This is a genomic window from Janthinobacterium sp. RA13 (assembly GCF_000745325.1).
In the GTDB taxonomy this organism is placed as follows: domain Bacteria; phylum Pseudomonadota; class Gammaproteobacteria; order Burkholderiales; family Burkholderiaceae_D; genus Janthinobacterium; species Janthinobacterium rivuli.
Genome location: NZ_JQNP01000001.1, coordinates 5,888,618 through 5,901,634 on the forward strand (window position 1 = coordinate 5,888,618; position 13,017 = coordinate 5,901,634).

General features: G+C 66.4%; 9 protein-coding genes. All 9 read left to right on the plus strand.

The annotated features are described in order from the left end of the window. Nucleotides 1-95: 95 nt before the first annotated feature. The 9 genes from FG13_RS26145 (at nt 96) to FG13_RS26185 (ending at nt 12,942) form a co-directional block, all read left to right on the plus strand. Complete coding sequence (locus tag FG13_RS26145) at nt 96-4,274, plus strand: two-component regulator propeller domain-containing protein (RefSeq protein ID WP_235211808.1); 4,179 nt, start codon at nt 96-98, stop codon at nt 4,272-4,274. An 86-nt stretch (nt 4,275-4,360) separates the two neighbouring features. Next, on the plus strand, nt 4,361-5,071 hold the full coding sequence (locus FG13_RS26150; RefSeq protein ID WP_035828776.1) for a response regulator: 711 nt from the start codon (nt 4,361-4,363) through the stop codon (nt 5,069-5,071). 92 nt (nt 5,072-5,163) lie between these two features. Beyond that, nucleotides 5,164-6,783, plus strand: coding sequence for an AMP-binding protein (locus tag FG13_RS26155; RefSeq protein WP_035825786.1), 1,620 nt, complete (start codon nt 5,164-5,166; stop codon nt 6,781-6,783). Beyond that, nucleotides 6,780-9,155, plus strand: a complete 2,376-nt coding sequence (locus FG13_RS26160) for a bifunctional salicylyl-CoA 5-hydroxylase/oxidoreductase (protein WP_035825789.1) — start codon at nt 6,780-6,782, stop codon at nt 9,153-9,155. Before FG13_RS26155 ends, FG13_RS26160 begins: the two co-directional genes overlap by 4 nt. Before the next feature lie 19 nt (nt 9,156-9,174). Then, entirely contained in the window at nt 9,175-9,957 is a 783-nt protein-coding gene (locus FG13_RS26165; protein WP_442905211.1) for an SDR family NAD(P)-dependent oxidoreductase, read from the plus strand. Between the two features lie 13 nt (nt 9,958-9,970). Continuing rightward, on the plus strand, nt 9,971-10,513 hold the full coding sequence (locus tag FG13_RS26170; RefSeq protein ID WP_081922724.1) for a MarR family winged helix-turn-helix transcriptional regulator: 543 nt from the start codon (nt 9,971-9,973) through the stop codon (nt 10,511-10,513). Nucleotides 10,514-10,515: 2 nt separating this feature from the next. Continuing rightward, nucleotides 10,516-11,370, plus strand: coding sequence for an enoyl-CoA hydratase family protein (locus FG13_RS26175; protein ID WP_035825794.1), 855 nt, complete (start codon nt 10,516-10,518; stop codon nt 11,368-11,370). 1 nt (nt 11,371) lies between these two features. Beyond that, nucleotides 11,372-12,523: an acyl-CoA dehydrogenase family protein gene (locus FG13_RS26180; protein WP_035825796.1), complete on the plus strand. Its 1,152-nt coding sequence runs from the start codon at nt 11,372-11,374 to the stop codon at nt 12,521-12,523. A gap of 26 nt (nt 12,524-12,549) precedes the next feature. Next, nucleotides 12,550-12,942 carry a RidA family protein gene (locus FG13_RS26185; protein ID WP_035828787.1) on the plus strand — a complete coding sequence of 131 codons (393 nt, stop codon included), beginning with the start codon at nt 12,550-12,552 and terminating at the stop codon, nt 12,940-12,942. Nucleotides 12,943-13,017: the final 75 nt, after the last annotated feature.

The window sequence follows — 13,017 nt, forward strand, 5'->3', positions numbered from 1 at the left end:
GGAGCGGCGTGCGGGTTTTTCGCGTTTTTTTTGACAGGACGACTGTGCTGGTATTTCGACGTGTTTGCGATGTGGTGTTGTTATTCAGTCTACTGTTGAGCGGCTGGGCCGCGGCGGCGCCCGCGCCCACCCTGCGTTTCGACCAGCTCAGCGTCGACCAGGGTCTGGCGCAGGAATCGGTGCTGGCCATCGCCCAGGACCGGCAGGGCTATATGTGGTTCGGCAGCCAGTCTGGCTTGAGCCGCTATGACGGCTACCGCATGGTCGTCTATAAAAATATCGAAGGCGACAAGACCAGCCTGGCCGACAACTGGGTGGGCGAGCTGCACGTCGATAGCCAGGGCCAGCTGTGGGTCGGCACCGACAATGGCCTGGACCGCTTCGACGCCGCCAGCCAGACCTTCATCCACTACGCCCCGGCCGAAAAGAGCAAGCGCGGCAACGGCAACCGGCATATCCACGCCATCCTCGACGATGGCGCGCGCGGCTTCTGGATCGCCACCTCGGACGGCTTGCAGCATTTCGACCCGGCCACGGGTACCTTCCGCACCTGGCACCATGAAGAAGGCAAGCCGCACAGCCTGGGCGACAATGAAATCAAGGCGCTGGCGCTGGACGCGCAGCAGCGCCTGTGGATCGGCACGGTCACGGGCCTGGACATGCTGGCGCCGGGCAGCGACCGCTTCGAGCATTTCGCCGTCGACACGGAGCCTGGCTCGAAGTACAACGTGATCCAGTCGCTGCTGGTGGACCGCCAGCAGAATCTGTGGATCGGCACCATGGCCGGCGCCGAGCGCTGGCGCCTGGGCGCCGCCGGCCAGGCGCCGCAGGCCAGAGTGCGCTTCGGCGAGAAACATGGCTTTTCCGCCATCCGCGTGGCCAGCCTGTATCAGGACATTGACGCCACGGTCTGGCTGGGCAGCAATGCCGATGGCCTGTTCCGCTGGCTGCCCGAGAGCGACACCTTCCTGCAGTACCGGCACCAGACGGGCGACAAGTTCAGCGTCGCCGACAACCAGCTGTCATCCTTGTACCGCGACCGTGCCGGCACCTTCTGGGTCGGCTCCTGGTACAACGGCGTGAGCCGGGTCGACCTGGGCAGCGGCGGCTTTTCGCGCATGGCGCGCGCGCCCGGCGACGTGGGCGCGCTGGCGGACAAGAAAGTGCGCGCCGTGGCCGACGCGGGCAATGGCAAGCTGTGGCTGGCCACCAAGGGCGGCCTGAAACTGTACGACACGCGCGACGGCAGCTCGCGCCTGTTCGACCTGCGCAGTTCGCCCGGCATGTCGCGCGACGAGCAGGTCACCACCCTGTACAAGGCGCCGGACGGCGTGCTGTGGGTGGGCGGCTCGACGGGCTTGCACCGCTTCGATCCGGCACTCGGGCGTTTCTTTACCATGCGCTTTGCCGCCGGCGATCCGAACAGCGACACCATCCGTAATGTCGTGAGCGACCGCAGCGGCATGCTGTGGGTCTCGACGCGCGGCGGCGTGCACCGCTTCGACCCCTCGACCAAGCGCTTTACCACCTACCGCCATGACCCGGCCAACCCGAACAGCCTGTCCGACAATATGGTGCGGCCCGTGCTGGAAGACGGCAAGGGGCGCTTGTGGATCGGCTCCTTCCACGGCCTGGACTTGCTCGACCGCGACACTGGCCACTTCCGCCATTTCCGCCACGATCCGCAAAACCCGCAGAGCCTGAGCCACGACGAGGTGCATTTCCTGCACGAGGACAAGCGCGGCGTGCTGTGGGTGGGCACGGCCAATGGCCTGAACCGCATGGACGTCGACGCCAAGGGCGAGATCCGATTCCGGCGCTTCGTGCGCAAGGATGGCATGGCCGACGATGCCGTCGCCAGCATCCTCGGCGACGACAACGAGCAGCTGTGGCTAAGTACGAACAGCGGCATCACGCGGCTCGACATGCGCAGCGGCCTGTTTCGCAACTACGACAGTGCCGACGGCACGGTGGAAGGCTCGTACTTCGATGGCGCGGCCCTGCGCGCCTCCGACGGCACCATGTACTTCGGCGGCTTTAACGGCATGACGGCGTTCGTGCCGCAGGATATCCACGACAACCGCGTGCCGCCGCTGGTGTCCATCACGGAACTGCAAATCTTCAACAAGCCGGTGGCCATCGGCCGCGGCGAGTTCGCGCACGTGCTCAGGACGGCCATCGACCATACGCGCCAGCTGGTGCTGACCAGCCGCGAAAGCGTCTTTTCGCTGGAATTCGCGGCCCTGCATTTCGCCGCGCCCCAGCGCAATATGTTCGCCTACCGGCTCGAAGGCTTCGACCAGGACTGGGTCATGACGGATGCGGGCCGGCGCTTTGCCACCTACACCAACCTCGATGCCGGCAATTACGTGTTTCGCGTCAAGGCGGCCAACAAGGACGGCGTGTGGAACGAGAGCGGCGCCACCCTGGCCATCACGATTTTGCCTCCGTTCTGGAAAACCTGGTGGTTCCGCACCCTGATGGGCGCGCTGCTTCTGGGCGCCATTTATGGCGCCTACCGCCAGCGCGTGCGCGCGCTGCGGCATCAGCAGAATGAACTGGAAAAGCAGGTCAGCGAGCGCACGGCCGAGTTGCAGAGCAAGGAAATCGAAGTGCTGGCCCAGTCGGAAAAACTGGCGCAAGTGAACAGCAGCCTGACGAAAAACGAGGAAAGCCTGCGCCAGGCCAAGCGCAAGGCCGAGGATGCGACGCGCCAGAAGTCGGAATTCCTTGCCAACATGAGCCACGAGATGCGCACGCCGCTGGCCGGCGTGATCGGCATGCTGGGCTTTGCCCTGCGCGACGAGCAGCTGCACGACGCCACGCGCGAGCAGATCCTGCGCGGCCAGGCCAATGCCCAGTCGCTGCTCGTGATCATCAATGACTTGCTCGATTTTTCCAAGATCGAGGCGGGCAAGCTGAGTATCGAAAACATCGACTTCGCGCTCGGCGCGGCCATCGAGACGGTCGTCAGCCTGTTCGAGGAGCAGGCGGCCGCGCGCAGCATCGGTTTCTCCATCGATTTCGCGCCCGACCTGCCACCGTTCGTGGTGGGCGACCCGACCCGCTTGCGCCAGGTGCTGGTCAACCTGGTCGGCAATGCCTTCAAGTTCACCCAGCGCGGCGGCGTCAGCGTCTGCGTCGAGCGGGCCGGCGTGGCCAGCGGCAGCGGCGGACGGCGTGTCAACCTGATCCGCTTTACGGTCAGCGACAGCGGTATCGGCATCGATGCGGACGCGATGGCGCGCCTGTTCCAGAAGTTCGAGCAGGCCGACGCCAGCACCACGCGTCGCTACGGCGGCACGGGGCTGGGCCTGGCGATCTGCCGCCAGCTGGTCGAATTGATGGAGGGCGAGATCGAGGTGGCCAGCACGCCGGGGCAGGGCAGCACCTTTGCCTTCACCTTGCCACTGGCCGACGGCGTGGCGCCGCCGCTGGTGCCGCAGGTGGCGCTGGCGCCGCACAGCCACCAGTTGCGCGTGCTGTGCGCGGAAGACTTCCCCACCAACCAGATCATCATCCGCGTCATGCTCGAGGAACTGGGGCACCGGGTCGACGTCGTCGCCAACGGCGTGCTGGCGGTGGCCGCCTGCGTGCATACGCGCTATGACCTGATCCTGATGGACGGGCGCATGCCGGAGATGGACGGCGCCACGGCGACGCGCTTGATCCGCGTGGGCGGCTGGCCGGACCAGCCCGTGCGCGACCAGGAACTGATGATCGTGGCCCTGACGGCGAACGCCAGCGATGAAGACCGCAACCGTTATCTTGGCGTCGGCATGGACGATTTCCTCAGCAAACCGGTGGACGAGGCGGTGCTGCATGGCTTGCTGGCGCGCGCCATCGAGCGCCAGCTGCAGCGCGGTTTCATGTTGCCGCGCATGCCGTCGGATGCGCCGCGCGCTGCCGCGCGCGGGCAGGCCGAACTCGACGCCCTGTTCGGCATCGCGCCGGCGGTTCCCGTGCCGGCGCCTGCCCAGTCCATCCGCAGCGGCGAACTGCAACGGCGCATCCGCGTCGCCTTCCTCGCCGACCTGGAGGGGCGTTTGCGTGAACTAGACGCCGCCCTGGCGGCGCAGGACAAGGACAACGCCGGGCGCCTGCTGCACGGTTTGAAGGGCAGCGCCGCCTATCTCGATGAAACGCAGCTGCACATGCTGTGCACGGAAATGGAGGAGGCGGCGGACGGCGGGCGCTGGACGCAGGTGGCCCTGCATTTGCCGCAATTGCGCGCACTGTTGGCGCAAATAGCCGTTTCGGGCAAGGAAATGTAAAATAGGCAATGCCGGCCATCGAGCGCGCGGCCAAACTGGGTAGAATATGGCCAGGCACCGTGACGCTGCCGCCTATGGAGAAAGCAATGAAAGTACTGGTGGTTGACGATGATGTCGTGTCGCGCATGGTATTGATGCATCTGATCGACAGCTGCGGTGTGCACGATATCGTGGAAGCCGAAGATGGCGCGGCGGCGTGGGAGCAGCTCGAAGGCGGCTTGCGTCCGTCGCTGTGTTTTTGCGATTTGCGCATGCCGCGCCTGTCCGGCATGGAGCTGCTGCAGAAAATCCGCTCCGACAGCGCGCTCGACGCCATGCCGCTGGTGCTGGTATCGTCGGCGAATGACCAGGACACGGTGCGCGACGCCGTGCAGGCAGGCGCCGCCGGCTACATCGTCAAGCCCTTCCAGCCGGAGCAGGTGCGCCAGCATATCGACGCCTGCTTCGACGTTTCCGCCTTGCCGGCCGAGGCGCCGCGCGACACCTTGCAGCGCCTGGGCATCGACAGCGAACGTCTGCTGGCCTACCTGACGGGCTTCCAGGGACAGATAGTCGCCGCCGGCGAACAGGTCGACGCCTTGCTGGCGCGCGGCGAACCGGCCCAGGCGCGCCAGCAGCTCGAACGCCTGCACCTCGGTTGCCGCACCCTGGGTCTGCACGGCGCGGAAGCGGGCATGATGGCCCTGCTGCAGGCCGCGGTGCTCGACGGCGGCCAGATACAAACGGCCCTGGCCGCGCTGGCGCGCAGCGTGGCGCAGCAGGCGCGTCTGGCACAGAAGCCGGACGGCGCCGGCTGAATTCGCTGTTTTCCGCTTGCCGGGAAAATACTTTAGGTTTAAAGTATCTGCTTCCGGGCCTTTGCACGCGCCCGTCACCAGCCAGGACGAGCATGAGCAGCGACCCTTCGCCTACCACCGCATCTCCCCGGGACGACTTCGCGCGTGCGCACTTGCCGCCGCGCGCGCTCTGGCCGCAGTTGTGCCTGGACTTGCCCGAGCTGCAGTATCCGCCCCGCCTCAATTGCGTCGCCGCGCTGCTCGATGCGGCCGTGGCCAATGGCGGCGGTGGACGCACCGCCATCCTCGCCGACGGCCAGCGCTGGACTTACGCGCAGCTGGCGCGCCAGGTCGACCGCATCGCCCACGTGCTGAGCGCAGACCTGGGCCTGATCCCCGGCAACCGCGTGCTGCTGCGCGGCGCGAATACCCCCATGATGGCCGCCTGCCTGCTGGCCGTGCTGAAGGCCGGCTGCATCGCCGTGCCCACCATGCCGCTGCTGCGCGCGCGCGAACTGTCCACGATTATCATCAAGGCGGAAGTCAATGCCGTGCTGTGCGCGCAAGGCTTGCGCGCGGAGCTCGATGGCGTGCCCGGCTTGCCGGCCATGCTGTGCTTTGGCGCCGATGATGCGGAACTGGAGCAGCGCATGGCGGCCCACGCCGCACCGTTTGCCGCGTGCGATACGGCGGCCGACGACGTTTGCCTGATCAGCTTTACCTCGGGCACGACGGGCGTCCCCAAAGGCACCATGCACATGCACCGCGACCTGCTGGCCATCTGCGACTGCTTTCCCCGCTCCATGCTGCAGGTGCGCGCCGGCGATATCTTTATCGGCACGCCGCCGCTGGCGTTTACCTTCGGCCTTGGCGGCCTGCTGCTGTTCCCGCTGCGTTTTGGCGCTTGCACCGTGCTGCTGGAAAAACTTACGCCCGAGAGCCTGCTGCGCGCCATCGGCGCCTACGGCGCCACGATCTGCTTCACGGCGCCTACCTTTTACCGCCAGATGGCGCCCCTGGCGGCCAGTCACGACGTGCGCAGCCTGCGTTTGTGCGTGTCGGCCGGCGAGGCGCTGCCGCTGGCCACGCGCGATGCCTGGCAGGCGGCGACGGGCCTGGCCATGACGGACGGCATCGGCGCCACCGAAATGCTGCACATCTTCATTTCCGCCACGGGCGAGGGCATCCGCCGCGGCGCCATCGGCAAGGCCATTCCCGGCTACCAGGCGTGCATCGTCGACGATGCGGGCGTGCCGCAGCCGCCCGGCGTGACGGGCCGCCTGGCCGTGAAAGGCCCCACCGGTTGCCGCTACCTGTCCGACCCGCGCCAGCGCGAGTATGTGCAGAACGGCTGGAATCTGACGGGCGACACCTTCGAGATGGATGCCGACGGCTATTTCTATTACCGCTCGCGCAGCGACGACATGATCGTCTCGGCCGGCTACAACATCGCCGGCCCGGAAGTGGAAGAGGCGCTGCTGCGCCACCCCGCCGTGGCCGAATGCGGCGTGGTCGGGCGCGCCGATGCCGAGCGTGGCCAGATCGTCGAAGCGCACATCGTGCTGAAAGACGGCTGCCAGGCCAGCGATGCGCTGGCGGCCGAACTGCAGGATTTCGTGCGCCAGCAGATCGCCCCCTATAAATACCCGCGCGCCATCCGCTTCCTGCCTTCCCTGCCGCGCACGGAAACGGGCAAGCTGCAGCGCTTCAAACTTCGTACGGATACGCCATGAATATCGTCTGCATCGGCGGCGGCCCCGCCGGCCTGTATTTCAGCCTGCTCATGAAAAAGCAGAACCCGGATCACCACATCACCGTCATCGAGCGCAACCGGCCGTATGACACGTTTGGCTGGGGCGTCGTGTTTTCCGACCAGACCCTGGGCAACCTGGCCAACGCGGACGAGCCGACCGCGCGCGCCATCCTGCAGGCGTTCAACCACTGGGACGATATCGAGATCCACTTCAAGGGCCAGACCGTGCGTTCCGGCGGCCATGGCTTTTGCGGCATCGGCCGCAAGCGCCTGCTCAACATCCTGCAGGCGCGCTGCGAGGAACTCGGCGTGCAGCTGGTGTTCGAGACGGAAGTGCAGGACGACCAGGCCATTGCGCAGCAGTACGGCGCCGACCTGGTGATCGCCAGCGACGGCTTGAACAGCCGCATCCGCACGCGCTATGCGGCCAGCTACCAGCCCGAGATCGACCAGCGCCAGTGCCGCTTCGTCTGGCTCGGCACGCGCAAGAAATTCGAGGCGTTTACGTTTGCCTTCCGCCAGACGCCGCACGGCTGGTTCCAGGCGCATATCTATCAATACGATGGCGACACTTCCACCTTCATCGTCGAAACGCCCGAACACGTGTGGCGCGCGGCGGGCCTGGATGCCATGAGCCAGGAAGAGGGCATCGCTTTTTGCGAAGCGCTGTTCGCCGAGGAGCTCGACGGGCAAGGATTGCTGAGCAATTCGCCGCACTTGCGCGGCTCGGCGCAGTGGATCACCTTCCCGCGCATCGTTTGCCGCCAGTGGGTGCATGTACAGGACGGCGTGCCCGTCGTGCTGATGGGCGACGCGGCTCACACGGCGCATTACTCGATCGGCTCGGGCACCAAGCTGGCGCTGGAAGACGCGATCGAGCTGGCCCGCTGCTTCGGCCAGCATGCGGAAGCTGGTGCCGCGCTGGGCGCCTACCAGCAGGCGCGCGCGGTCGAGGTGCTGAAAATCCAGAGCGCGGCGCGCAATTCCATGGAGTGGTTTGAAAACGTCGAGCGCTACAGCGCCATGGAAGCGCCGCAGTTCGCCTATTCCATGCTCACGCGCAGCCAGCGCATTTCGCATGAAAACCTGCGCCTGCGCGACCCTGCGTATGTGGCCGATTATGAACGGTGGCTGGCGCGGCGCGCGGGCGAGCAGGCTGGAGTGGCGATGCGGGACGAGGCCCTGCCGCCCATGCTCACGCCCTTCAGGCTGCGCGGCGTGCTGCTGAAAAACCGCATCGCTGTCTCGCCCATGGCGCAATACAGCGCCGTCGATGGGGGGGCGGGCGATTATCATCTGATGCACCTGGGCGCGCGCGCCATGGGCGGCGCGGGTCTCGTGTTTGCCGAGATGACGTGCGTGTCGGCCGATGCGCGCATCACGCCCGCCTGCCCCGGCATGTACAGCGAAGCCCACACGCAGGCGTGGCGCCGCATCGTCGATTTCGTGCATGCGAACAGCGATGCGAAGATCGCCCTGCAGCTGGGCCACGCGGGGCCGAAAGGCTCGACGCGCCCCATGTGGGACGGCATCGACCTGCCTTTGGCGGACGGCAACTGGCCTTTGACCTCGGCGTCGGAACAGCAATACCTGGCCGGCGTGTCGCAAACGACACGTGCGGCCACGGAAAGCGACCTGGCGCGCATCGAACAGGACTTCGTGCGCGCCACCCTGGCCGCCGCCGTCGCCGGTTTCGACTGGCTGGAACTGCATTGCGCGCATGGTTATCTGCTGTCGAGTTTTATCTCGCCGCTGACCAACCGCCGCACGGACGACTATGGCGGCAGCCTGGAAAACCGCTGCCGCTATCCGCTGCGCGTGTTCCGCGCCATGCGCGCCGCCTGGCCGCAGGATAAACCGATGAGCGTGCGCATCTCTGCCCACGACTGGGTCGAAGGCGGCATCACGCCAGACGACGCGGTGCGCATCGCGCGCCTGTTCAAGCAGGCCGGCGCCGATTTGATCGACTGTTCCTCTGGCCAGGTGAGCAAACTCGAACAGCCCGTGTACGGGCGCATGTTCCAGGCGCCGTTCGCCGACCGCGTGCGCAACGAGGCGGGCATCGCCAGCATGGCCGTCGGCTCGATCTTTGAAGCCGATCACGCCAACAGCATCATCGCCGCCGGGCGCGCCGACCTGTGCGCCGTGGGCCGGCCGCACCTGACCAACCCCGCCTGGACCCTGACGGAAATGGCGCGCATCGGCTACAGCGGCGCAGGCGCAGCGTGGCCGAAACAGTACCGGCCGGGCCAGCAGCAGCTGGAACGCAATCTGCAGCGCGAGCGCCAGCTGGCCGCCGCCAATACGGGCCTGACCCCGCAACAGGTGGCCGCGCGGCTGCTGGAAGGATGACATGAGCAAGGAAGCATTGATGGACACGCTGTTAGAAAAACACGCGCTGGTGACGGGCGCCGGCAGCGGCATCGGCTTCGCGTGCGCGTGCGCCTTGCTGGACGCGGGCGCCAGGGTCACCCTGGCCGGGCGCGACGGCGCGCGGCTGGCGCGTGCGCGCATGCAGATGGAAGAGGCGGGCCACGCGGGCAGGGTCGCCATCTGCGTGCTCGACGTGGCCGTGGAAGCGTCCGTGCAGGCGGGCTTCGCGCAGGCGGCCGCGCATTTCGGCCGCATCGATATATTGATCAATAACGCGGGCCAGGCGCATGCGGCGCCCTTCGGCAAGACGGATGCCGCCATCTGGCAGCAGATGCTGGCCGTGAACCTGACGGGCGTGTATCACTGCTGCCATGCCGCCATGCCGGCCATGCTGGAAGCGGGCTGGGGGCGCATCGTCAACGTGGCGTCGACGGCGGGCCTGAAGGGTTATCGCTACGTCAGCGCCTATGTCGCCGCCAAGCACGGCGTGATCGGCCTGACGCGCGCGCTGGCGCTGGAAGTGGCGCCGCGCGGCGTCACCGTCAACGCCGTCTGCCCCGGTTACACGGAAACGGACATGGTGGCGCAGGCCGTGCAAAACATCGTGCGCAAGACGGGGCGCGGCGAAGATGCGGCGCGCGCGGAACTGGCGGCCAGCAACCCGCAGCAGCGGCTGGTGCAGCCGCGCGAAGTGGCCGATGCGGTGGCGTGGCTCTGCCTGCCCGCGTCGGCCGCCATGAATGGACAATCGATCGCCGTCGCCGGCGGCGAAGTCATGTAACTGAGTGAAGACCATGGATAAAGAACCCGATAACATACAGGACGAAGCCGTGCAGGACGAAGCCGTACCGGAAGAACCGGTGCTGGACCTGGCGAGCCGGCTGACGCAGGACCACCACCAGTCACTTAAGCTGTGGCTGCGCATGCTGTCATGCACCGTAAAAATCGAAAACGAGGTGCGCACGCGCTTGCGCGCCACCTTCGGCATCACCTTGCCCCGCTTCGACTTGATGGCGCAGCTCGAACGCTTTCCCGAAGGCTTGCGCATGGGCGAACTGTCCCGGCGCATGATGGTCACGGGCGGCAATATCACGGGCATCACCGACCAGCTGGAACAGGAAAAGCTGGTGGTGCGCGTGGTCGATCCGAAAGACCGCCGCTCCTACAGCGTCAAGCTGACGCCGGCGGGCCGGCGCGCGTTCGACGAGATGGCGCGCGTGCACGAAGGCTGGATCGCCGAACTGCTGCACGGCGTGACGCCGGACGACAAAACCCGCTTGATCGACCTGCTGTCGCACATGAAGCAGCAGTTGAATAACTCCCCCATAAAGGACTGAGCATGCGCCATCTACCCGGCCAGCCGCAAGACCTGCCAGGCAACCGCGCCAGCCTGGCCGGCTACGCCGCGCGGCATTTTCTGTTTTCCGTCGATGCAGGCGTCGCCACCTTGACCTTGCACCGGCCCGAGCGCAAGAATCCGCTCACTTTTGACTCGTATGCGGAATTGCGCGAGCTGTTTCGCGCGCTGGCGCATGCGGACGACGTCAAGGCCGTCATCATCACGGGCAGCGGCGACAATTTCTGCTCGGGCGGCGACGTGCACGACATCATCGGCCCGTTGACAAAACTCGACATGCCAGGCTTGCTGGCCTTTACCCGCATGACGGGCGACGTGGTGAAAGCCATGCGCGCCTGCCCGCAGCCCATCATCGCCGCCATCGACGGCATTTGCGCGGGCGCCGGCGCCATGCTGGCGCTGGCCTCCGATATCCGCCTCGGCACGGCGCGCAGCAAGACGGCCTTTTTGTTTACCCGCGTGGGCCTGGCCGGCTGCGACATGGGCGCCTGCGCCTTGCTGCCGCGCGTGATTGGCCAGGGCCGCGCCGCCGAGCTGCTGTACACGGGGCGCTCCCTGGCCGGCGCCGAGGGTGAACGCTGGGGCTGGCTCAACCGCCTGGTCGAGCCGGAAGAACTGGACGAGGCGGCGCAGCTGTTCGCGGCCGGCCTGGCCAGCGGCCCCACGTTCGCCCACGGCATGACGAAAAAAATGCTGCAGCAGGAGTGGAACATGGGCGTCGACGAAGCCATCGAGGCGGAAGCCCAGGCGCAGGCCATTTGCATGGCCACCAACGATTTCCACCGCGCCTATCACGCTTTCGTGGCGAAGGAAAAACCACAATTCGAGGGAAACTGACATGCGTGACATGAGCTATCTGGACTGGCCGTTTTTCGAGGCGCATCATGCCGGACTCGAACGCGAGCTCGATGCCTGGGCGACGCTGCACCTGGACGATGCGCACGGCGCCGACGTCGATGCGGCTTGCCGCACGCTGGTGGCGCAACTGGGGCAGGGTGGCTGGCTCGCGCACGCCACCGGCACCGATGGCAAGATCGACACGCGCGCCATTTGCCTGATGCGCGAAACCCTGGCGCGCCACAATGGCCTGGCCGATTTCGCTTTTGCCATGCAGGGACTCGGTTCCGGCGCCATCGGCCTGTTCGGCAGCCTGGAGAACAAGGCGCGCTATCTGCCGGACGTGGCCAGCGGCAAGCGCATCGCGGCCTTTGCCCTGTCCGAACCGCAGGCCGGCTCCGACGTGGCGGCCATGGCGTGCGCGGCGCGCCGCGATGGCGACGAGTATGTGCTCGACGGCGAAAAGACGTGGATCTCGAATGGCGGCATCGCCGATTTTTACGTGGTGTTCGCCCGCACGGGCGAGGCGCCCGGTGCGCGCGGCATCAGCGCCTTCATCGTCGACGCGGACAATCCCGGCCTGGAAATCGCCGAGCGTATCGCCGTGATCGCGCCGCATCCGCTGGCGCGCCTGCGCTTTGCCAATTGCCGCGTGCCCGTCTCGCAGCGCCTGGGCGAGGCGGGGCAGGGCTTCAAGGTGGCCATGGCGACACTCGACGTGTTTCGCACGTCGGTGGCCGCCGCCGCGCTGGGCTTTGCGCGGCGCGCCTTCGATGAAGCGCTGCGCCACGCGACAAAGCGCCAGATGTTTGGCCAGACCCTGGCCGACTTCCAGCTGACGCAGGCGAAACTGGCGCAGATGGCGACCGGCATCGATGCGGCCGCCTTGCTCACCTACCGCGCCGCCTGGCAGCGCGACCAGGGCCGCAAGGTGACGAAGGAAGCGGCGATGGCCAAGTTGACGGCCACGGAAACGGCGCAGCAGGTAATCGACGCGGCCGTGCAACTGTTCGGCGGCATGGGTGTGGTGAGCGACCATCCGGTCGAGCGCCTGTATCGCGAAATTCGCGCTTTGCGCATCTACGAGGGCGCCAGCGAAGTACAGCAATTGATCATCGCGCGCGAATTGCTGCGCGAGGCGGCGGACGCATGACCCGCATCAACAACGAGGAAAGCAATATGCAAGTTTTACAACCACCGGGATGGGCCAGGCCGCGCGGCTATGCGAATGGCGTGGCCGCCAGCGGACGCACGGTGTACGTCAGCGGCATGATAGGTTGGGATGCGCAGGGCCAGTTCCATACGGATGATTTTGCGGGACAGGTGCGCCAGGCCCTGCAGAATATCGTCGCCGTGCTGGCCGAGGCGGGCGCCTTGCCCGAGCACATCGTGCGCATGAACTGGTATGTGCTCGACAAGAAGGAATACGTGGCGGCGTATCCGCAAATCGGCGTGGCCTACCGCGAGCTGATCGGCAAGCATTTTCCTGCCATGACGGCCGTGCAGGTGGCCGGCCTGATCGAGGATCGCGCCAGGGTGGAAATCGAGGTGACGGCCGTGCTGCCGCCATGATGGCTGCAGTAAACTGTTGTATTAAGTGCATTTCAATTGAAATAAATTAATGCAATTAATGCATTTCCTTGTGCT

Coding starts and splice junctions, on each gene's coding strand:
- FG13_RS26150 (WP_035828776.1), top strand. CDS start 4,361: ATGAAAGTACTGGTGGTTGACGATGATGTCGTGTCGCGCATGGTATTG.
- FG13_RS26155 (WP_035825786.1), top strand. CDS start 5,164: ATGAGCAGCGACCCTTCGCCTACCACCGCATCTCCCCGGGACGACTTC.
- FG13_RS26160 (WP_035825789.1), top strand. CDS start 6,780: ATGAATATCGTCTGCATCGGCGGCGGCCCCGCCGGCCTGTATTTCAGC.
- FG13_RS26165 (WP_442905211.1), top strand. CDS start 9,175: ATGGACACGCTGTTAGAAAAACACGCGCTGGTGACGGGCGCCGGCAGC.
- FG13_RS26170 (WP_081922724.1), top strand. CDS start 9,971: ATGGATAAAGAACCCGATAACATACAGGACGAAGCCGTGCAGGACGAA.
- FG13_RS26175 (WP_035825794.1), top strand. CDS start 10,516: ATGCGCCATCTACCCGGCCAGCCGCAAGACCTGCCAGGCAACCGCGCC.
- FG13_RS26180 (WP_035825796.1), top strand. CDS start 11,372: ATGCGTGACATGAGCTATCTGGACTGGCCGTTTTTCGAGGCGCATCAT.
- FG13_RS26185 (WP_035828787.1), top strand. CDS start 12,550: ATGCAAGTTTTACAACCACCGGGATGGGCCAGGCCGCGCGGCTATGCG.